The 20,376-nt window shown below is 57.6% G+C and carries 21 protein-coding genes; 12 read left to right on the top strand and 9 right to left on the bottom strand.

What is annotated here, in order from left to right:
- Positions 1-532 precede the first annotated feature (532 nt).
- From NCG89_RS05055 to NCG89_RS05035, 5 genes are all read left to right on the top strand, one after another.
- Positions 533-1,402: a DUF1295 domain-containing protein gene (locus NCG89_RS05055; protein WP_251088684.1), complete on the top strand. Its 870-nt coding sequence runs from the start codon at positions 533-535 to the stop codon at positions 1,400-1,402.
- Positions 1,403-1,615: 213 nt separating this feature from the next.
- A complete protein-coding gene (locus tag NCG89_RS05050; protein ID WP_251088683.1) occupies positions 1,616-3,175 on the top strand; it encodes a cation:proton antiporter family protein in 1,560 nt (519 codons plus the stop codon).
- A gap of 145 nt (positions 3,176-3,320) precedes the next feature.
- A complete protein-coding gene (locus tag NCG89_RS05045) occupies positions 3,321-4,643 on the top strand; it encodes a DUF2157 domain-containing protein (protein WP_251088682.1) in 1,323 nt (440 codons plus the stop codon).
- The gene (locus tag NCG89_RS05040; protein WP_251088681.1) at positions 4,636-5,643 is read left to right on the top strand and encodes a GDYXXLXY domain-containing protein; all 1,008 of its coding nucleotides are present in this window, start codon (positions 4,636-4,638) and stop codon (positions 5,641-5,643) included. Before NCG89_RS05045 ends, NCG89_RS05040 begins: the two co-directional genes overlap by 8 nt.
- Before the next feature lie 105 nt (positions 5,644-5,748).
- Complete coding sequence (locus tag NCG89_RS05035; RefSeq protein WP_251088680.1) at positions 5,749-6,309, top strand: hypothetical protein; 561 nt, start codon at positions 5,749-5,751, stop codon at positions 6,307-6,309.
- A gap of 107 nt (positions 6,310-6,416) precedes the next feature.
- Here the strand turns inward: NCG89_RS05035 and NCG89_RS05030 are convergent, their stop codons facing one another.
- Entirely contained in the window at positions 6,417-7,595 is a 1,179-nt protein-coding gene (locus NCG89_RS05030) for a fatty acid desaturase (protein WP_251088679.1), read from the bottom strand.
- 285 nt (positions 7,596-7,880) lie between these two features.
- Between NCG89_RS05030 and NCG89_RS05025 the strand changes: the two genes are divergently transcribed.
- Positions 7,881-8,891: a 2-dehydropantoate 2-reductase gene (locus tag NCG89_RS05025; protein WP_251088678.1), complete on the top strand. Its 1,011-nt coding sequence runs from the start codon at positions 7,881-7,883 to the stop codon at positions 8,889-8,891.
- A gap of 39 nt (positions 8,892-8,930) precedes the next feature.
- Here NCG89_RS05025 and NCG89_RS05020 read toward each other — a convergent pair whose 3' ends face one another.
- Complete coding sequence (locus NCG89_RS05020; protein ID WP_251088677.1) at positions 8,931-9,335, bottom strand: hypothetical protein; 405 nt, start codon at positions 9,333-9,335, stop codon at positions 8,931-8,933.
- Positions 9,336-9,433: 98 nt separating this feature from the next.
- Complete coding sequence (gtfA, locus tag NCG89_RS05015; RefSeq protein ID WP_251088676.1) at positions 9,434-10,876, bottom strand: sucrose phosphorylase; 1,443 nt, start codon at positions 10,874-10,876, stop codon at positions 9,434-9,436.
- A 283-nt stretch (positions 10,877-11,159) separates the two neighbouring features.
- Here gtfA and NCG89_RS05010 point away from each other — a divergent pair, with 283 nt between their 5' ends.
- A complete protein-coding gene (locus NCG89_RS05010) occupies positions 11,160-12,230 on the top strand; it encodes a transporter substrate-binding domain-containing protein (protein ID WP_251088675.1) in 1,071 nt (356 codons plus the stop codon).
- 47 nt (positions 12,231-12,277) lie between these two features.
- Here the strand turns inward: NCG89_RS05010 and NCG89_RS05005 are convergent, their stop codons facing one another.
- From NCG89_RS05005 to NCG89_RS04980, 6 genes are all read right to left on the bottom strand, one after another.
- Complete coding sequence (locus NCG89_RS05005) at positions 12,278-12,844, bottom strand: adenosylcobinamide amidohydrolase (protein ID WP_251088674.1); 567 nt, start codon at positions 12,842-12,844, stop codon at positions 12,278-12,280.
- A 79-nt stretch (positions 12,845-12,923) separates the two neighbouring features.
- Complete coding sequence (locus NCG89_RS05000) at positions 12,924-14,195, bottom strand: cobyrinic acid a,c-diamide synthase CobB (RefSeq protein WP_251088673.1); 1,272 nt, start codon at positions 14,193-14,195, stop codon at positions 12,924-12,926.
- A 126-nt stretch (positions 14,196-14,321) separates the two neighbouring features.
- The gene (locus tag NCG89_RS04995) at positions 14,322-14,570 is read right to left on the bottom strand and encodes a DUF6868 family protein (RefSeq protein ID WP_251088672.1); all 249 of its coding nucleotides are present in this window, start codon (positions 14,568-14,570) and stop codon (positions 14,322-14,324) included.
- Positions 14,571-14,592: 22 nt separating this feature from the next.
- Positions 14,593-14,907, bottom strand: coding sequence for an Mpo1-like protein (locus NCG89_RS04990; RefSeq protein ID WP_251088671.1), 315 nt, complete (start codon positions 14,905-14,907; stop codon positions 14,593-14,595).
- 217 nt (positions 14,908-15,124) lie between these two features.
- On the bottom strand, positions 15,125-15,847 hold the full coding sequence (locus tag NCG89_RS04985; RefSeq protein ID WP_251088670.1) for a DUF481 domain-containing protein: 723 nt from the start codon (positions 15,845-15,847) through the stop codon (positions 15,125-15,127).
- A gap of 89 nt (positions 15,848-15,936) precedes the next feature.
- Positions 15,937-16,755: a mechanosensitive ion channel family protein gene (locus tag NCG89_RS04980; RefSeq protein ID WP_251088669.1), complete on the bottom strand. Its 819-nt coding sequence runs from the start codon at positions 16,753-16,755 to the stop codon at positions 15,937-15,939.
- A gap of 381 nt (positions 16,756-17,136) precedes the next feature.
- Between NCG89_RS04980 and NCG89_RS04975 the strand changes: the two genes are divergently transcribed.
- From NCG89_RS04975 to NCG89_RS04955, 5 genes are all read left to right on the top strand, one after another.
- Complete coding sequence (locus tag NCG89_RS04975) at positions 17,137-17,613, top strand: hypothetical protein (protein WP_251088668.1); 477 nt, start codon at positions 17,137-17,139, stop codon at positions 17,611-17,613.
- Positions 17,614-17,692: 79 nt separating this feature from the next.
- Positions 17,693-17,959 carry a DUF4404 family protein gene (locus tag NCG89_RS04970; RefSeq protein ID WP_251088667.1) on the top strand — a complete coding sequence of 89 codons (267 nt, stop codon included), beginning with the start codon at positions 17,693-17,695 and terminating at the stop codon, positions 17,957-17,959.
- Positions 17,960-18,026: 67 nt separating this feature from the next.
- Positions 18,027-18,410: a septal ring lytic transglycosylase RlpA family protein gene (locus NCG89_RS04965; protein WP_251088666.1), complete on the top strand. Its 384-nt coding sequence runs from the start codon at positions 18,027-18,029 to the stop codon at positions 18,408-18,410.
- Positions 18,411-18,584: 174 nt separating this feature from the next.
- A complete protein-coding gene (locus tag NCG89_RS04960) occupies positions 18,585-19,016 on the top strand; it encodes a hypothetical protein (RefSeq protein WP_251088665.1) in 432 nt (143 codons plus the stop codon).
- A gap of 15 nt (positions 19,017-19,031) precedes the next feature.
- Positions 19,032-20,231: a PQQ-dependent sugar dehydrogenase gene (locus tag NCG89_RS04955; protein WP_251088664.1), complete on the top strand. Its 1,200-nt coding sequence runs from the start codon at positions 19,032-19,034 to the stop codon at positions 20,229-20,231.
- The last annotated feature ends 145 nt before the right edge of the window (positions 20,232-20,376 follow it).

Raw genomic sequence — 20,376 nt, 5'->3', positions numbered from 1 at the left:
TACCTGAAATATTATCGGAGCGTATTTTGAGTAAAGCGTCTGACGGCGGTGAACGCCAGCGAAAAATGCGCCCGGTGTGGTTCCCTGTCGGGTATGCGGCGCATACTAGCGTGCAAGGGCCTGCCAACACTAATTGGAATACGCCTGTTGTGGCTAAAAATTCGCCAATCTAGCGGACGCCGCGCGGAAATGAGGAGAGAGGTTTGGTTACTCCAAATGAACGAAAGCTGGCCCCGCGAGCGTAGCGAGTGCTTTGGGTTCGAATGACGACGAGTGGTGAATTTTTAGCCACAACCCAAAGGGCCGGGCGGCGTTCCGCTGGAGCCATTTTTGCCCCCAGCGTCGTTCTCGGTCGCTTATTTGGAATAACCAAACTGCGCTTCCTCCGCCTAGCTGGAGGCAAAAATGCCCTCCAGCAGGTGCAATCCAATTAGTGTTAACAGGCCCTGAAAATGGGGTGTCTGTGATGGGCGAGCGTCATCGCTTTGGCAGTGGATGGCGTATCGCAGAGGACAACAGGAGATGACCATTGGTGAAACAAGGCTTCGATATCGCCGGCATCGGCATCATTTGCGCAGTGGCGGTGGGCTTCGCCTGGCTGGCGGGGGGCGCGCTGCCCAGTTGGCAAGGCAGCAACCCCCTGGTGCTGATCGTGCTGTGGAGTATTGGTTTGCAGTGGCTCGGCTTTGGCCTTGCCTGGCGACAGCGCTTGGAGCGCTACTACGATGTGTTTGGCAGTCTTGGCCATATCTCGGCCGTTGTCTTCGCGCTGGTGTTGGCGCCATCGCTGGATGGCCGCCGTTGGCTGCTCGCGTCGCTGGCCTTGGTGTGGGCGCTGCGGCTCGGGGTTTTTCTGTACCGGCGCATCGTTTTCACTGGCAGCGACAGTCGTTTTGATGATATTCGCGACAATTGGTCGCGATTTCTGCTGGCGTGGACGCTACAGTCACTGTGGATCGTTCTCACCCTGGCGGGTGTTTTGCTCGGCACCTTGAGTGCTCACTCCGTACCGGTCAGCGGCTTAGCTGTGATCGGTGGTGTGTGCTGGGCACTGGGGTTTTGCTTTGAAGCCACTGCCGATGCACAAAAGGCGGCCTTTCGGCGCGACCCAGCTAACCGGGGGCGGTTCATTCAAAGCGGTTTGTGGGCATGGTCGCGCCATCCCAATTATTTTGGCGAAATCATGATGTGGTTTGGCATCTGGCTGATTGCTTTGCCGGTGTTGCAAGGCTGGCAGCATCTGGCCGCCATATCGCCGCTGTTTGTGTACCTGTTGCTGACCCGCATTAGCGGTATTTCCCTGCTGGAAGCTGCAGCAGAGCGGCGCTGGGGTCAGGAGCCTGAGTTCCAGCGCTACCGCGCGGCGACACCGGTATTGTGGCCCCGTCGCCCAAGCCGGTGAGCCCCTCCCTCGTGTCATGACTGGCAGCGCCGAGTGCGCCTGGAGCTGACACAACCCACCTTCCTCCGTTATGCAGGCCTACTGCTATTGGTGATCGAGTCAGGCCGATGGTTTGTCACAACTGCATCGGCACTGGTTTAATGGGGCAACCTGATCGTCTGCCACCTGCAAACAGCCAGTAAGGGGCGGCCCCGCTACAAAGGATTGGAGTTGATGATAGAGCCCCTGCTTGTTGCCATGGCATTCTTGGTGGGACTGCTTTTTCGGCGCATGGGCACACCGCCGCTGCTGGGGTACTTGGTTACCGGGTTTATCGCCGGAGCGATGGAGCTGGGTGACGCGGCCCAAATTAACGAGCTGGCTGAGCTGGGCATTGTTCTGCTGCTGTTTACCATCGGCTTGAAGTTAAATCTGCGTGAATTGGCCGCCCCCCAGGTATGGGCGGTGGCGGGATTGCACACCGCGATAGTCGTGCCCCTGACAGCCATCGTTCTGATGCTGCTGCATTTGATTATTCCGGGGTTGGCGGAGGTGGAACCGACATTGGCCTGGACCCTGGCCTTTGCGCTGTCTTTTTCCAGTACGGTGTTTGCAGTAAAGATTTTTGACGAACGGGGGGAGGGGGCAGCACTTCACGCCAAAATCGCCATCGGTATCTTGATCGTGCAAGACATCATGGCGGTGACCTATCTGGTGACCACGTCCGAGCACCCACCCTCGCCCTGGGCGTTGGCATTGATTGGCTTACCACTGCTGCGCCCCGTGTTAGTCATGTTGATGCGCCAGGCAGGCCACGGTGAGCTGTTGGTGTTGTTTGGTTTCTCGGTGGCGCTGGGCAGTGCGGCGCTGTTCGAGTTTTTGCATCTCAAGGCCGGTCTTGGGGCGCTGATCTTTGGGGTGCTGCTGTCCAATGCCACCAAGAGCAACGAGCTTTATAAGAACCTGATCAACTTCAAGGATATCTTCCTCACCGCGTTCTTTCTCAGTGTGGGGTACTACGGTTTGCCGTCGGGGCAAATGGTGCTGGTGGCGGTGCTACTGGCACTGCTGATTTTCCTGCGGCCGCTGATATATTTTGGTTTGTTGCTGGTGTTCCGACTGCGTGCGCGGACCGCCATGCTGACCGGGTTATCACTGTTTAACTACAGTGAATTTGGCCTGATTGTGGCGGCGCTGGCAGTGCAGGCCGGCGCATTGCCCGCCCAATGGCTGACGACCCTGGCTGTGGCAATGGCGTTATCGTTGTTTATTGCGGTGCCCTTCAATACCCACATTCACAGTTTGTACGCCCGGCTGGCGCCGCGACTACAACGGCTGGAGCGGCGTGAGTTGCTGGTTCACGAGCGTGGGGTTGATCTAGGGGAAGCGGAGTTTGTGATCTTTGGTATGGGCCGGATTGGGTTTGGTGCGTATTCCTATCTGAGTGAGCATTTTCCGGGGAAAATCGTGGGTGTTGAGGAAAACCCGGAGAAGGCCGCCAAGCATGAAGCCAATGGTTTGCGCTGCGTGTTTGGCGATGCCAGTGACCGGGACTTTCTAGAAAGGGCCCAGCTGCACCGGCGTCGTATGCTGCTGGTCAGTCTCACCAATCATCTTGAAAATATTGAAGTCGTGCGGCTGCTGCAGCAGCTGAACTATCAGGGACACATCGCTGTGGTTTCCCGGTTTCCGGATCAGGCCGCCGAGCTGGAGGCAATGGGCTGTATCACCTTTAATCTCTACGCAGAAGCGGGCCACGGTTTTGCCGAACGGGCGATGGAGGAAATCGCCTGACAACACGGTCTGGCAATGCACGTTGCTCCCGGCGCCGATAACTGCACAAATTACGTAAATTTCCCCTGACTGCCCTCGCCTGGTCGGTGCCAATTAGGGGATCATAGTTGCACTCATACTGTCATGGATGGGAATAATTCGGGGCATGGAGAACAACCAGTGGATGCGGGCCGAGATCGCCCAATGGCTGCGTGAGGGGCTGATCAATGACGAGCAGGCGATGCGCCTCTACGCGCGTTACCCTGTGGTCAGCGATGCCGCAGTGCGCAGTGGCAGAGTCGGTGGCACCAGCTGGGGCAAGGTCATTTTCTCCGCGCTCGGCGTGGTTATTTTCGGCCTCGGTATTGTTCTGGTGTTTGCCTACAACTGGGAGGCCATGCACCGCTATACCAAACTGGCTGTAATCGGTCTGTCTCTAGCCCTGGCCCACGGCGCCGGCCTGTGGCTTCACCGCCGGGATCGCCACCCTTTCGTGGTTGATAGCCTTCATCTGTTGGGCACTATGCTGTTTGGTGCCGGGGTTATCCTGATCAGCCAGATTTATCACCTCAATGGCTACTATCCCGATCTGTTTCTACTGTGGTCGCTGGTCGCGCTGGTGTCGGCCTGGTTGTTGCCGTCGGTGGCCCAGGGCATGTTGGCCGCGGTGTTGATTGTGTTCTGGGTTGGTCTGGAGGTGTTTGAGTTTGAGGTGCTGAATCACTGGGGTAGCTGGATCATCTTGCTGGCACTCGTACCGCTGGCCTGGCGGGAGCGCTCCCGCCCGTTGTTGGCGTTTTGCCTGGTGCTGTTTCCGGTGAGCTTGTCCTTTCTCACCCTGGGCCTGGCCGAAGAGCTGATGTTGCTGTCGCTGTTATGGCTGGCAGCCAGTTACATTGCCCTGGGGCGTCTGGCGCAGGCAAGCCGCTTTCCTCACAGTGCTGGCAGCTTCAGTCGGCTGGGCAGGCTGCTGTTAATCCCGCTGTTGTTTCTCGCCAGTTTCGGTGATGTGGCTAACACCTCCCTCGCCATGAAGCTCGATGGCCAGGTCAGTACCCTTTACTACGGCCTGCTGCTGGCGTTGGTGCTGCCGAGTTGGGGGTGGGTTATGTTGCAAGCGGGCACCCGGCCCCGCACGCCGGCAGAGTGGGTCGAAGCGGGCATGGTATGCCTGTTCGTTCTGGTGGTGCTGATATTGAGCCTGGTGGAACCGATGCCCAGCCTGGTGCGCAGTCTCGCCAACCTATTGGTATTGGGTTACGCCCTGCTGCTGATCTACTGGGGAACCGATCAGGTTCGCTGGAAGGTGACCACGCTGGGGTGTGCTCTGCTGGCGGCGTTAGTATTTGCCCGCTTTAACGACCTTTTTGAAAGTCTGCTTGCACGGGCCCTGGTGTTTTTACTGCTTGGCGGCGTGCTGTTTTTGGTGGGGCTTCGGTATTCAAAGCAGAGCGAACGGCAGAAAATCATGAGGTCCCGTCATGCGTAGGGCGCTGTTTGTCGTTGTTATCCTCGCCCAGATTGCCCTCCTGGCTTATCTGGCTGGGCAGCGGGAGTGGATTTTGGCCAAAGGCGAGGTCGTGTATTTGCGCACCGCGCCCATCGACCCCCGGGACCCCTTGCGGGGAGATTACGTCGTTCTGAGTTATGACCTTAATCAGGTGCCGCTGTCGGCTTTCCGGCAATCGCCCGACCTCCTCAAACGCGGGCAAATCGTTTATGCCGCGCTATCTCAGGAGGCCGGAGACCTCTACCGCCTGGACTATCTGAGCCTTACCCCGCCTGGCCGCGGTCAGTTTCTGAAGGGCCGTGTTGCCCATTTCTATGACGGCGGTGGGCGTCGCGAGCAGGGCTTTGTCGATCTTCGCTACGGGATCGAGAAGATGTTTGTGGAGCAGGGCAGCGGCAAGGCCATCGAGCAACGTCGTGGTGTCCGCGACGGTGTACAGGTGCCCATGGAGGTCGCGGTGGCGATCGGTCGCGGTGGCGTGGGACAAATCAAAACCTTTCGCTGGAGCCCGGTGGGCTTGCAGTTTCAACGCGTCAATTCCGCTGCTGCCTCGGCTGAAGAGGGGGCGGCGAATTTGCGCTTTCAAATGAATATTCACAATTTCTCCGACGCGCCGCTGCGTATTATCGATGGCCCCGAGCACTGCGCCTTTCGGCTGGATATGCTGCCGGGAAGAGAGGCAACTGCCGCTCCGCGAGAGATCGCCTGCAGTCTGGCGCAATGGCAGCAGGAAAAGGTGATCAGCCTGGCGCCCGGGGAGGTGCACTCTACCCAGTTCGATTTGAGTCTGCCGCGCTGGTATGTCTACTCGCTTAGCGACCGTGAGGTGTGGGGAAATATCGCCGAGCTGGCCTTGGGTCAGCGATTCCGACTGACTTACCTGCCCGCCAGCGCGGCTGGTGTTCGCAGTGACGCCGCACTGCTTTGGCAGCATTCGCTGAGCACTCCTGCCTTTAACGCCCGGGGCTTTATTGATTAGCGGTCGGTCAATGGGGCAGAAAGTCGGTAAAATGCGGATATTCGTCGTTCAGGGACTTTGGTGGCGGCGGACGCACAGTGAGTTTTCTGTTTGGAAATCCCCTCGATGAGTGCAAAAAAAGAACGTCTGAAGCGCAGCGCAATGGCAGAACCTGAGGGCGGATACACCGAGATCCATCGCAGCAGCCTCGGCTTTGTCACTGTCATTTTCAATTTTGCGATGGAGCGTTTTGGCGAGCTGTTGCTGGCCCGGCTGCAAACGCAGCAGTACAACGGCGCCGGGCGGTCTGGTATTACCCGCCACGCTTTTGCCTGGCCGCTTCAGAGCGATGACCCGCATGGGGAATTACTCGCGCTGGTGGATGCGCTGTTGGCAACCGCCCGTCATCAAGGTGAGCCGACCGATCAGCGCAGCGCTCTGCGCCGGCTGGGTGATCGCCTCGTTGGCCGTCAGTTGATTCAGCAGGTAACCCAATTGGCTCGGGTCGATACCCCCGTGCCGCGCCGGTTGCGAGTGGAGGTTTATCGGCAGCGCCAGCGGGTGTATGTGTTGCTTCACCATGATGTGAGCCGCGGCGCAACGACCACGCTAAGACTGCCTATCGAAGCGGTTTCGGCCTGGCGGGATTGGCTGATTAGCCATGAGCCGGGTGGGGTGTCTGGTTAACTGCTGGGCGGTAGCGATTGTCCGGATGGGCAATTGCCGAAAACAAAAAAAGGCGAGCCAGTGTTGGCGTCGCCTTTTTTGCATTTAGCCGGCGGTAAATGCCGGTATCAGGCCATTTGCATGTTCAGCATCTGCAAACGTTTGCGCTGCATCTTCAGCGCGTATTCCAGCTCTTTGAGGCGACTGCGCAAGGTGGCATGTTCCCAGGCTTCCTGCAGCGCTTCTTTGTGTTCGCTCAAGGATTGTTGCAGGGCATCTTTCTGGGCAGCGAGCTTTTCCCGCTTGGCAATCATCCACTGGCCGCTGGTTTCGTTCCAGTCGTTAAGTAACTGCCGGAACTGTTGATACTCGGCTTCCAGAAACTCCTTGAGGTGGCTGGCTTCAGCGCCCCGGCCCTGCAGGTGCAGCTCGGCGCGCTTGAATTGCATGGCCACGACCGCTCGCTGGATCTTGAAGTCGGGTACGCGTTTCAGGTCCCAGGTCAGGCCAACCCAAGAGGCGGAATTGATCAGCCACTTGGTGGGATCGTATTGCCACCAGCGCACGCCGTTGCGGTAGTCGTTCTGAAAAATGTGATGGTAGTTGTGGTAGCCCTCGCCGTAGGTAAACAGGGCCAGCAGGTCATTGTCTCTGGCAGTGTTTTCGTCGGTATACGGGCGGCGGCCCCAGTAGTGAGCCAGTGAATTGATGAAGAAGGTGGTGTGGTGGCTAACCACCAGCCGCAGAATGCCGGCCAGCAGGAAATGCTCCAGGTAATGACCGGTGGCCAGGCCCAGTAGCAGCGGGGGCAGGAAGTTCATGGTCAGCACCAGCACCAGGTAGTGGCGGTGCTGCCACATGACAATCTTGTCGCGTTTCAGGTCGTTGGCGTTGGAGAAGTCTTCGGCGCTTGCGGGGTAGTCGCGCAGCATCCAGCCAATATGGGAGAACCATAGGCCGCGCTTGGCGGAATAAGGGTCTTGTTCAACATCGTCCACGTGGCGGTGATGGCGGCGATGGCCTGATGCCCAAATTAAAATACTGTTCTGGGTGGCAGCGGCGCCAAACAGGGCAAAGAGCAGCTTCAGTGACCAGTGGGCCTTGTAGGTATTGTGGGCCCACAGCCGGTGGTACCCCGCGGTAATCGACATGCCATTGGCGCCCAAAATCAGCACGAAGGCGATCCAGCCAGTGGCCGTAAAGCCGTAGCTGAGCCCATACCAGGGCACACCAATCAGGGCGATAAGCAAGGTGCTGGAGAACAGGATGGTCTGCATTTTGAGCAGCGGCGGCTTGTTTTCTGGCATCGGCGGGAGGGCCTCTCGGTACGGCAGTGAAAATAATATGCGCTGAGTTTAACCAATGCGCCGCCAGTGTGACAGTGACTGTTGGATGACAGCGCCGTAATTTTCGGTCAACTGGAGCCAGAATAAGAGAGCGTGCATCGAGCTGGTATACGGATTTGTTCGGGGGCCAGTAGGCAGTTGGGGGAGACAGGTTGCTCTAGCTGCGGTTTGCGCTATCTTGATGATAAATCTGCCGAAATGGTGGTCATCGGCAGGTTTCTGGCAATCGCAAGGGGAAGGGCGGCGGTGACAACGAGAGTAGCGGTGATTGGCGCTGGCAGTATCGGCTGTTTTATCGGTGGTGTATTGCAGATGGCAGGGGCCAGCGTGCGTTTGCACGGTCGCCGGCGCTTGGATGACGAGCTGGCCGAGCATGGCCTGACGCTCACGGATTACCGTGGCCTGCATCATCATTTGCCCGCGGTTGCCCTGGATTACCGGCAGAATATCGACGCGCTGGACGAGGCGGGTTTGATCCTGGTCGCGGTGAAGTCGGGCGACACCCGTGCGATTGCCGATCAGCTCAGACCTTGTTTACGGGAGGATGCGGTGATCATCAGCCTGCAAAATGGGGTGAGCAATGCCGAGATTCTGCAGGCCCATTTACCTGGCCATCGGGTGCTTGCCGGTACGGTGACCTTCAACGTGCTGCAACTGGGCCAGGGGCGTTTTCATGCCGGCACCGAGGGCATGGTGGTGGTGGAAGATGCGCCGGAGAGCCGGGAGTTGGCGCCCTTGTTTGCTGTCTCTGGCACGGTGTTTGAAACCTCCCAAAATATGACCGGGCTGTTGTGGTCAAAATTGCTGCTCAACTTGAATAATCCGATCAATGCGCTGTCAGGTCTGCCCTTGCGAGAGGAGTTGGCCCAGCGCGATTTTCGTCGATGCCTGGCGCTGCTGCAGCAAGAGGCTTTGGCCGCCCTGGCGCGAAGCGAGATTAAGCTGCCGCGCATCAATGGATTGCCGCCCACCTGGTTGCCGGGGCTACTGCGCTTACCCAATGTGGTCTTTACCCTGCTGGCCCGAAAGATGCTGGCGATTGATCCGATGGCTCGCTCATCAATGTGGGAGGATCTGCAGCGGGGGCGCAAAACCGAGATCGACGCGCTTTGCGGTGCGGTCTCGGCCCTGGCCCAGTCGGTGGGCTTGTCTGCCGCGGCCAATCGCCGAATGACCGCCTTGGTGAATGAGGCCGAGCAGGGAAAGGTGAAAGCCATTCGGGACAGAACACTGTTGCGCAAGTTGTCCCACCGCTAACCAAAACCATTTCTAATGGTTGCGGTTAGTGTGCTCGCCTTAGTCTTCGACTCGCCAGCCCTTCTCCGTTTTGATGTAGGTGATTTTGTCTGCCTGGCTGATGGTATCCCCGGCCTTGAAATTGCCGTAGCGCAACTGCAGGGCGACTAATCCCATGCCGGCGCCAAAGGCTTCAAAGGGTTTGTCCTCGCTACTCTGTTGTATTTCTTCTGCCCAGGCTTCCAGGTCTTTCCTGAAGGTCAGCTGATAGCGTACATCGGCAATGTAGATCCGATCACTTTTCTCGTAGCCATTAAGTTTCTCGAACTCGGTCAGGCTGAAAATTTCGCCAACACCATCGGCTTCGAGGCTGGCCCAGAGTTGGCGCTCCAGTTCGGCATTGCTGGGTTTGCCGGAGCAAGCGATCAAAAAAGTAAGAAGCACCAAAAGGATTGCATTGCGCATGACAGAGTCGCCGCCGGTTGTGGAGTGCCGATAATAACAAACTCACTTGGCTGACGGCGATCTTGGCAGGGTTTACACCGCTTTCGCGGCTGTGCGCCTCAGCATTGAAAACGCAGCATCTCACCGCTTTCCGGGTCCACATGCTCGATGTATGCGGTTTTGAAATTCAGGTCCACAAAAAGACGGCAGTAATGTTCGCCGTGGCGCCAGCCCATGGAAACGCTGGAGTCGTTTGAATAATTCAGTTCGAAGTGACCATCGAAGGCGGGATGATTACTGCGAAAGCGCATCAACTCGAGCAGGCGCTGAACCACTGGCTGGGTAATGGCTTCGTCCACCTCGTCCAGGCTGTAGTAGTGACGGTTGATGTCGCGCAGCTCGCCGGTCTGCTCCATCAGTTCGTTGTCATTGCAGCCTGCCAGCAAGCCAACGTAGTAGACCTGGGGAATGCCGGGGCTGAAAAATTGAATCGCCCGGGCGGCAATGTAGGCATCGTCATTTTGCATTAGCGCGTCGTAAAACGTGCAGGTCAATTGGTAAATGGCGCCGACGCTGTGAATGTTCGCCGCTGAGCGGCGCAGAATGGGGTCCGCACTGCGGGCCGAGATATTGTCGATCAAGGCGCGAATTTTTTCTTCGGGCAACACCCCCTCAACGTCGGGGATGCAAATGCCGTCGTGGGTATCGAGCACTGTCACCATATTGCGCGGGCACATGCGCAGCCAGTTCTTCAGGTAAACGCTGTTGTTGTCGAGCAGGGTGTACAGGAGCAATGGCGGCAGCGCAAAGCCGTAGGGGTGCATATTGCGCCGGCTTATGGCGTACTGATAACTGCTGTGATCGTGAACCTCTGGCAAGCACTCCGCCCCGTGGAGATGAGCCACACCGTTGATCCAGTCGAGATTGCGATACACATCTGGCTCTACCAGGAAACAACTGGTGCCAATAATTTTGGTGGTGTAGCCAAAGGCGTCCAGCCGAAACAGCTTTACGCCGCGCTGGCTGAGAAAGCCGATGTAATTTTCCATCAGTTGGTGGGTGAGTGGGGACTCCCAGTTCAGGTCAATCTGGTGTTCGGTAAAGGTGCACCACACGCGACCTTTCTGGCCGTTGGCGAATTGCACTTCCCGGAAGGGTTCCTTTTCTTTGCGGATATGAATTTTCGCCAGGTCATCTGGCGTGATCTCACCATATTTGTCGACATGCACGAACAACTCGGAATATTCCGAGGCGTAGCCATTCTGAATGAAATCCTTGAATTCTTCCGACTCGTCAGAAATATGGTTGACCGTTAGATCACAGCAGAGGTCGTAGCGGCTGGATATTTTCTCGATATCGGCCCAGTCGCCAAAGGCGGGATCGACCTCTTTGTGAGTTAATGGCGAAAAGCCACCATCGGCGTTCGACGGGAAAAACGGCAGGATATGAACGCCGCCAATGGCATCGCTCAAGTGCTTTTCTATCACCTGGTTGAGGTCGGCGAGATTGTTGCCCAGGCGGTTTGGATAGCAGATGAGCTGTACGGCGTTGCGTAAGGCCATTGGTTTTCTCCCTGAAATAAGCGCTTTTCACCATAAAACGATGTCCAGAGGGATGCAAATTTAGGAAGCGCACAAAATCCTTGGAATTTTCAGTCTAGAATTCGAGATTGGTTGTCTTCGCGCGGTGCGTCGATACCAAGCGTTACTCGGCAACCCGCCGAGTGCGTCAGGAAATACTGCTCCAGATCGGGCAAACTGGCGTAAGTCGTACTGGCGTGCTCAATAATCATTGCGCCGCTGTGAGCGGTATCTGGGTGAAAATACAAGGGAAAAGGGGAAGGTTATGACCACTATGGTTCGAGCTATATTGCTGCTTATTGTCGGTTTGCCGTCGCTGGCATTTGCACAAAGCAATGAGACGATGTCGCTCAAAGTGGGTGTTAAGCCCGTTGCGCCATTTGTGGTGAAAATGGAAGACGGTGAGTGGGGTGGCCTGTCTGTGGAGTTGTGGCGCAGTATTGCGTTGAAACAGGGTTGGGAAACCCAGTGGGTTCCGCTGGCCAGCGCCGAGGCCCAGATCAATGCGCTGGCCACCGGCGAGATTGATGTGGCCGTGGGTGCCCTGTCGATGACACCAGAGCGCGAAGCGGTAATGGATTTCAGTCATCCTTTTTTCTCCACGGGCTTGGGCATAGCCACACCAGTGCAGGACAGCGGCTGGTTGGCGCTGCTGGTGCAACTGGTTTCCCCTGCCTTTCTCAGTGCAGTTGGGGTTTTGGCCGTGCTGCTGTTCGCCGTTGGTGCGTTGCTGTGGCTGGTTGAGCGCAAACGGAATCCCGAGCAGTTTGGCGGTAGTCTCTCCGAAGGGATTGGCAACGGTTTCTGGTGGTCGGCGGTGACAATGACCACGGTCGGCTATGGGGACAAGGCGCCAGTGACCAAGGCTGGACGGTTGCTGGCGACCATTTGGATGTTTGTCTCGGTGATTACCATCTCCAGCTTTACCGCCGCTATTGCGTCGTCGGTCACGGTGAACCAGATGTCCACCGCGGTCACCGGGCTGCAAGATCTGGCTAAGGCGCGCACGCTGGTGGTGGCGGGCTCAACGGGGCAACAGGCGCTGACGCTGCGCGGCATCAAGGCCAAGACAGTGGCCTCTGCCGAGGAGGGGCTGGCAGCCCTGCGCGATGGCAGCGCCGATGCGTTGGTCTACGATGAGGCCATCCTGCGCTATTTGCTGCGCGATGGCGACGAGCAACTGGATATTCTTCAATTCGCCGGTAGTCAGCAGGAGTATGCCCTGGGATTGCGCGAAGACTTTCCCGAGCGGGAGGTGCTCAATCAGCGTCTGTTGGAAGAGACCCGGGGGGATGCCTGGCAGCTGACCTTACAGCGCTACCTGGGTCAGTTGTAAATTGACGGAAAACGCGTTGCGGATGCAGGCCCATCCAGGCAGATGCATTACTTCTGCCGGTTGATGCTGCGGGTCAGGCACGCAGTCATCATTTGCGCGGCGATCTCGCCTTCGCGGGTGTGCTTGCCGAACCAACGCTGGACCTTGCCGTGACCGCCTACCACGGCCGTGCTATCGGTGCCGGTCCCGGTGGCTATTTCGCCTGAGACCGGGCTGAGGACGCCCATGCGACGCAGCGCGTGACATTTTGCTTCGGTCAGCAAATTGCTGATCTCCACCATGGTGGCAGTGGGCAGGGTAAAGTCGGTGATGAACACCGTATTGATCGTGCCCCTAGGCATCGTTTCACTCGGGTGCCAGTCTGCCGGGTCGCCTGCGCAGCGGGCATTGCTTAAACCACAGCTAACAAATAAAGCCATTTCATGGCCGTCGACCACGTGTTGGCTGTGGCGCAGTGAAGTCATGGCAGCGGCGGTCATCATTGCCACGGTCGTACCGGTGTAATGATGTTGATCGGCGAAGCGCTGCAGGGTTTGCTCCGGAGGCTCGTCACTCTCTTCGCCAGAAACCTGCAAGTTGAGAACATGATTGGCCTGACATAGGCCGCCGTTCAATACGGCGGAACTCAGGCAGGGGCGTGTTCCCGGCCAAGATAAGCGGAAGTGGTCTGGTGCGAGATGAGGCGTCCAAGGGTCAGTCACTACCGATAAACCAGTCGCACACGGTTGCCGGGTCCGAGGAAAAATACCAGTGCACGAAGGAGGCGACGGTGTTTTTGTAGCGGTAGATGCCTTCGCCGGGCCGGCCATCGGCATAGGCGCTGCGCTCGCTCTGATCGTCATTTTGCAGCTTGGCGTAGTGAAAGGTGTGGCCCCGCAAGCGAGTGCCCGGCAGCTCCTGATACCCCAGTGCCGCAAATCGCGCTTGCACCTCAGCCCGGTCGTTAAAGATACCGATCATCTGGTGCTCATTGCCATCGTGGCTCAGGGATTGTTGCAGGTACAGCATGCCGCCGCACTCGGCCACGCAGGCCTTTCCACTGTCGATATGGGCCTTGACCGCTGCGGTCATGGGCTGATTGTTTGCCAGTGAGTGAGCGTGCAGTTCCGGGTAGCCTCCGGGCAGGTAGAGCGCATCGCACTCGGGCAGGGCGGCATCGGTTGTCGGTGAGAAAAAAACAACCTCGGCGCCCTGGCGGACCAGAAAGTCGATATTGGCGTGGTAGATGAAGTTCAGTGCCTGGTCGCGGGCGATGGCAATTTTGCGACCTGTCAGGGGTTGTTGCTGTTCGATCGTCTCTGGCGTCAGTGGCAATGACAGCGTTTGCCAGGGTAGAGAGTCGATAAATTCCGCTACGCTACTTGCCATTGCGGCGGCAGCAGGGGCACCCGTCTCTCTGGCGCCATCAATGCCTAAATGGCGCTCGTGGACCGCAAGGGCAGGGTCGCGATGGATGGCGCCGATAAACTTGCTCGGCAAGCGGACGCTCTCGGCAAGCATGCTGGCATGACGGGGGCTGCCGACTTTGTTGGCAATGACGCCTTCAACCCGCACCTGAGGGTCGTACTGGGCCAGGCCGTGCATCAGCGCGCCAAAGGTCTGGGCCTGAGCCGAGGCATCGGCAACAATGGTCACCGGCAGGTCAAAATCCCGGGCCAGCTTGGCCACAGAATGTTCGCCGTCAAACAGCCCCATGACGCCTTCGATCAGAATGAAATCCACTTCGTTGCAGGCCCGGGCAAGTTCTCGCTCAATTTCCTCTCTGCTTTGCATCCAGTAATCAAGCTGGCGCACCTGGAGCCCGGTGGCATGTTCAATAAAGGCGGGGTCTAGGTAATCGGGGCCCATCTTGAACACGCGAAGGCGTTTGCCCGCATCCAGCAGCACTTTACTCAGGCCGGCGGTCACCAGGGTTTTGCCGTGGCCACTGCCGGGGGCGGCGATAATCAGGGCGTTTGCGCTCATAGGGTTTCTCTAGCTTGTCGGGAAGGCGGGCGGGGACTGTAAACAATGCTTGCGGGTGAGGCAAGGCGACTCACCTGGCGCTTAGGGTTGCGATGCTGGGTGATTCGCTGATGCGGGTTACTGGCGCTAGCTGATAGCAACCCATTTCAGGCTTACGTAAGGCACTACGTTAAAGAATATCCACAGCAGCTTGTATAAGCCGAGAAAGCGGTAGGCGGTCATCGAGAATTGCTCACGGCTGACCGGGAACAAAGATCGTTGAATTCGATAGGCTGAATCGCCCGCCAAATGGAGGTAGAGGCTGCTGATGAGCAACAGCGCGCCATTGATGAGGCTGCACCCGCCGAGGACGCTGGTGAGTATATCCATTGTCATCGGCGTTCTCCGTCGGTTCGATTCACAAGGGGAGGCGACCGGTCAGCATATCTTTGGCCATGACCCAATCGCCGATGAAACTGTACAGCGGGTGGCGAAAGGTGGCTGGTCTGTTTTTCTCGAAGAAAAAATGGCCTACCCAGGCGAAGCCGTAGCCAATGACTGGCAGAGCCCATAGCAGCATCGGGCTTGCACTGAGCAGGGCCCAGATCAGCGTCGCGACCACAAGCAGACTGCCCAGCAAGTGCAGGCGCCGACAGGTGGGGTGTTGATGCTCGCGGAGGTAGTAGGGGTAAAACTCGGCGAAACTGTGAAAGTTATTTTTACTATCTGTCACATCGACCTCGGCAAAGTAGGTTCTGACTCTGTTTTAGCCTGAGGCAGCGGCGAATGCAACCGGCCTGGGTGATGTTCTGGAAGACCCAAGGTTCTGGAAAAAACAAGGCGGGTTGTCGCTTTGTCGGCACTGAATAGCAGCCCAGATTTGTCACCAACAAAAAAGGCACCTTGCGGTGCCTCTCTCTGATCTTGCGAGTTTCCTCGAGGTGCAAAGCTTAGAAGCTATACACCAGGGTAACGGCCGTCTGACGGTCCAGATGAACGGTTTCCTGAGGTACGGTTTGGTTGTACTCCATGATGTAACTAATGCTCAAGCCAAAGCCGCCGACGATTTTGGTTTTCAGGGCAGTGGTAGATTTGGTCACGGTATTTTCGTCGCCGGACTCCACGCTGAGCAGTTGGGTCAGGCTTGCCGTTTCTGACAGCGCGTATTCCAGCTCGGTAGAGAGACGCAAAATGGCTTCGGTAACCTGGCCATCACCATCGTCGCTGGCGGCGTCGTATTCACTGACCCGCACACCGGGGCCTACTTCGGCGTCCCAGGTGAAATTGCTGGTTTTAAAAATGCGTCGACCATAACCGCCCGCCAGGGTTGCCTGGTAGCGGTAACCGCTGAAGCGGTCCTTGTCCACGCCGGCGTATCCAAAGGTGTAGTTGAATTCGCTGAAATCATAGGCCAGCCGGTTGGAGACGAAGTAGGCTTCTGCCGAGCGCTCGCCATCGCTTTGGTTGTTTTGGCCATCGGCGTGGACATCATAGGTCCAGCTGCCGTTCTTGCGCTTCGCATCGACTTTGCCAAACACATTCTTCTCGTCGGTGTTGCCTTCGGTCTGGTTGTAGCCGAATTGAACGTCGCCCTTCCACAATTTGGGGGGCTCTTGCGCGAGGGCGTTGGCAGAGATAAGAGCGATCGATGCCGCGGCGAGATAAGTTTTCATGTTACTCCCTTCATTTGGTGCGTTAACAAGTAAAAAGTCGGCGGGGGTGGCCGGTCGGTGACCCGCCACCCGACTTGTACGGGGATGGGTTATTCGGCGGTTTTGTAAAAGTGAACATCCATTTGTGGGAATGGAATTTCAATGCCTTCGGCATCGAAGGTTCGCTTGATGTCTTCAACAAGCTGCCAGCGTGTTGGCCAGTAATCCCCAGTGGCGACCCAGGGGCGGCAGATGAGGTCGATGGAGGATTGTGCCATTTCGTTGACTTTAATGGTCGGTGCTGGATCTTTCATGATGCGCTCATCGGCGTCCACCAAGCGCTGCAGTATGTCCTTGGCTTTTTGCATGTCGGAACCGTAGGAAATGCTGACCACCAGGTCAATGCGTCGCCGGGGCATGACACTGTAGTTGGTCACCGGTCCCGCCATCACCTTTGAGTTAGGGATCATAATGCGCTTGTAATCACCCGTGAGCAGGGTGGTGGAAAACAGGCTGATGCTTTCCACGGTGCCGGAGCAGCCGCCGGCCTCAACCCAGTCGCCAACCCGGCAGGGGCGGAAGGCAATAATCAATACGCCGGCGGCGAAGTTGGACAAGGATCCCTGCAGCGCCAGGCCAACTGCCAAGCCCGCTGCGCCGAGGGCGGCAATGACGGATGCTGTCTGCACACCAACATGGGCCAGGGCGGGAATGATGGCCACCGCAATGGCGATGGTGAAAATCAATTTGCTGATGAAGTTGGTCAGGGTGGGGTCAAAGCCACGCTTGTTCAGGGTCTTGTTTAGTAGGCCAGATGCCAATTTGGCCACCCAGAAACCCACCAGGACAATGGCCAGTGCGCCGGCGATGCGCAATGCCACGGCACTGGCCTCGGGGCCGTACTGATCGATTATTGCCTGGAAATCCATGCTGCTTCCTCATTCCTTCAAACGGAGTCGGCAATTATAAACAGCCCTATCTGTTGGATTACAGCTGAAGCGGGCAATTAAGCCGCTTTTGTGATCCGAGGGAGCGCCGCTAGCGAATAACAGCGTGACGTTTTCGCGTTGTCGTGGCCTTGGTGATCCCTAGATCACAAATTTCATGTTACTCACCGACGTTGCTGAACCACTTCGGGTGGTCTCGGTCGAAGCGTGCAGTCTGAGAAGTGAATTCAAATAATAGCTTTACAAATGAGAATCATTATCATTTAATAATGCTGGTCGAATCCTCTGCTCAATGTGATGCGCTGATACGCAGCGGGCGGTGGGTGCGAATAACCAAAGCGCTATCATGGGAAGGAATTCAACATGGCATTTCAATTTCTCTGTTCGGCCCACCGCCAACAGTTGGCCCAGGACGCCAGTGTCGCTCAAGCGCGCTGGGATGAGTGGATGGCGGCGGGGCGCCGCGCCTTTGCCGAGCGGGAGTGGCGTATGGCCGTGCGGTATCTGGGGTGTAGCTTTGAACTCAGCGATTTATTGTTGACCTCGGAGCGGGTGCCAAGCCTGACCTCGTTGGACCGCTTTATGGTGTCGGGCCACTTTCTCGCCGAGTGTTTTGCCAATACTGGCAACACTGACCTGCAGCAGCATTGCCTTCTGGCGGTCCATCATCGCCTGCTCAAGGTACTGCGCAGCCCGGATGGCAGGGCGCTGCCGTTACAGCGCAATGTGGAATTCTCCTTGCAGATGCTGGGGCGGTTTTATGAAGAAGAGGGGAATCGGGATGCCTTCGAGCACTGCCAGCGGGAAAGTCGCCGGCTGTTGCAGCGCTGTTATCACTGAGGCCCGGGGTCGATCTGGTTGGTGTAGATTCGCCGCGATTCAGTGCTAAGCTGTAGGTGGTATCTGCTGGAGAGTCGCAATGGACCCAAAACACCTTCACGAGCAATTGCAGCGCTTGCAGCGCGAAGTGGACAGTCTGGCCGTCGATGATGCCAATCGGGCCAAGTTACATGCGTTGATTGACGATATTGACCGGGAATTGGGCAGCGGCGCCCAATTTGTATTGGAAGATACCAGCTTGCAGGACCGGGTCGATGAAATGATGTCGCACTTCGAAGCCGAACATCCCACCACCGCGGGCATTCTCAAAGACATTATGGTGAAACTGGCCAGCATCGGCGTCTAACTCCGGGGTTGCGGAACTTTTGGCGGCCGCGGTTGCCAATGCAAGCTCTGTTTCGCGCGTTCTTACGATGATGGTATCCCGCAAATTTCTTTTATTGATCAGCGTCGCTTTGCCTCTGGTGCTGGCCGCTTGTGCCAGCACAGAAAGCGTCTCAGGTGGTGCGCTTGAGCGCGGCACCGCGTCCTTTTACGCCCAGAAATACCATGGCCGACAGACTGCCAGTGGCGAGGTGTTTGATCAGCAGGCAATGACGGCCTCCCACCGCACGCTGCAATTTGGCAGCAAGGTTCGGGTGACCAATCTAAATAACGGTCGCAGTGTGGTAGTCCGGATTAACGACCGGGGGCCCTTTGTCCGCGGGCGCATTATCGACCTGTCAAAAGCGGCCTTTGCGGAAATCGCCGACCTGCGCCTGGGCTTGGTGCCGGTGTCGGTGGAGGTGTTGCACTGACTGCGGATGTCCCGGATGCTTCGGGGGGCATTTGCTGGTAAAGTCTCGCTCCTTGCCGGGTGACCGGCCAGGTTGCCGCCGGCAGTCTATCTCGGCGGCCACAGAAAGATCTGTTGAGGAGCACACGTTAGGGCAATGCAGTTACCGGGTTTCTTGTTGGCGCGAGCGCGCCAAATGGCCGATCGGATTTGTGAACAGGCGCCCGCCAAAGTCATTGGTACCCATTACCTGACGCGCTGGTACGTCATCCCCCGCAATCGTCTGTTCAACGTTTACCTTCACCATGTGGAGGGCAACGACCCCGACGAAAATCTCCACGATCACCCTTGGCTGTTCAATGGCTCGCTGGTGTTGCGCGGCGAAATTTTTGAGCAGCTCCGCAGCCGGTCGCGCACGCTGCAAACCGGCAGTTTGACCTTCCGAATGGGCCGCTCCCCCCATCGGCTGTTGCTGCGCAGCAATGACAGCCTCACCTTGTTTATCACCGGACCCAAAGTGCGTCGCTGGGGTTTTTACACCGATGCCGGCTGGGTCGACAGCAAGCAATATCTCCGGGCAGACGGCGATGGCCGCACGGTGCGAACTGATTTTGAGACGGTAGAGTAAGGCCGGCTTCCGGCAATGCTGATAGCTGTGCTGGTGGGTGGGGCCGATCGTTGGCATTGCCTCACCGACTGGTCCACTATGGCAGGCAATGCGTCATCATCGATTCACATTGATCTGGAATCTGCCATGAGCTCTCGTTGGATTACCCTCATTTTGATCCTGTTCCTCGGCGGCGCGAGCTGCGGAAATGCCGCTGCGCCTAAACTCGTCACCGTTGCCAGTGGCTTAGCGCATCCCTGGGGCATGGGCTTTCTTGAGGATGGTCGGATTCTGGTGAGTGAGCGCGGCGGTGCCTTGCGGATCGTTGATGGCGCCAGCGTGAGTGCGCCGTTGCAAGGCTTGCCGGAAATTGCTGTGGGTGGCCAGGGTGGGCTGCTTGATGTTGCCGTGCGGGGAGAATGGATTTACTTCAGTTATTCCGAGCCGGGGCCGCGCCGGGGCGAAAACTCCACGGCGGTGGCCCGGGCAAAACTGGCGGGTGAGGGCCTGCGCGATCTGGAGGTGATTTTTCGCCAGTCGCCCAAATTTCCCTCCCAAGGCCATTTTGGCTCGCGCCTAGCATTTGCGCCGGATGGCAGTCTGTTTATTACCCTCGGTGATCGCCAGCGCGCCAGTGCCGATGCCCAAACCCTGGATAACCACCACGGTAAAGTCGTTCGCATCTGGCCTGACGGTCGTGTGCCCGAGGACAATCCCTTCGTTGAACAAGAGGGTGCCCTGCCCGAAATCTGGAGCCTGGGGCATCGCAATGTGCAGGGAGCGGCGATCCATCCAACCAGCGGCGCTTTGTGGACGGTGGAGCACGGCCCCCAGGGTGGCGACGAAGTCAACTTGACCCGGGCTGGCGTGAACTATGGGTGGCCCATTATCACCTATGGCGAGCGATACGGCGGCGGCAAGATCGGTATTGGCACCGAGCGCGAGGGCCTTGCCCAGCCGCAGCACTATTGGGTGCCCTCCATCGCGCCCTCTGGAATGACGTTTTATCACGGCGACGCTTATCCGCAATGGCAGGGCAGTTTATTTGTCGGCTCGCTGAAATTTATGTTTCTTGCCCGGCTGACCCTCGATGGGCAGCGTATTGTCGCGGAGGAGCGGCTGTATGAAGGCGAGGTGGGGCAGCGAGTGCGCGATGTTGTTCAAGGTCCCGATGGCCTGTTGTATCTGCTCACTGATCATCCCCGGGGCAAGCTGCTGCGCCTGGAGCCGCGCTGATTCTGTAGCGGGGATGGGTTGCGCAGGCGCTTTCTGACTTTGATTTTCCCCGTTTCATCACCCTACTGTGGTGATTTCTGCCCGATTGAATCCGCAGCGCCATCGCTGGTGATGCGGTTTTTCTCCGCCATTTTTTCCCGGCCAT

Origin of the sequence: Spongiibacter taiwanensis, from assembly GCF_023702635.1 — a bacterium.
GTDB lineage: Bacteria > Pseudomonadota > Gammaproteobacteria > Pseudomonadales > Spongiibacteraceae > Spongiibacter > Spongiibacter taiwanensis.
The sequence above is the reverse complement of the archived record's forward strand: the minus strand, read 5'-3'. Positions and strand labels throughout refer to the sequence as shown.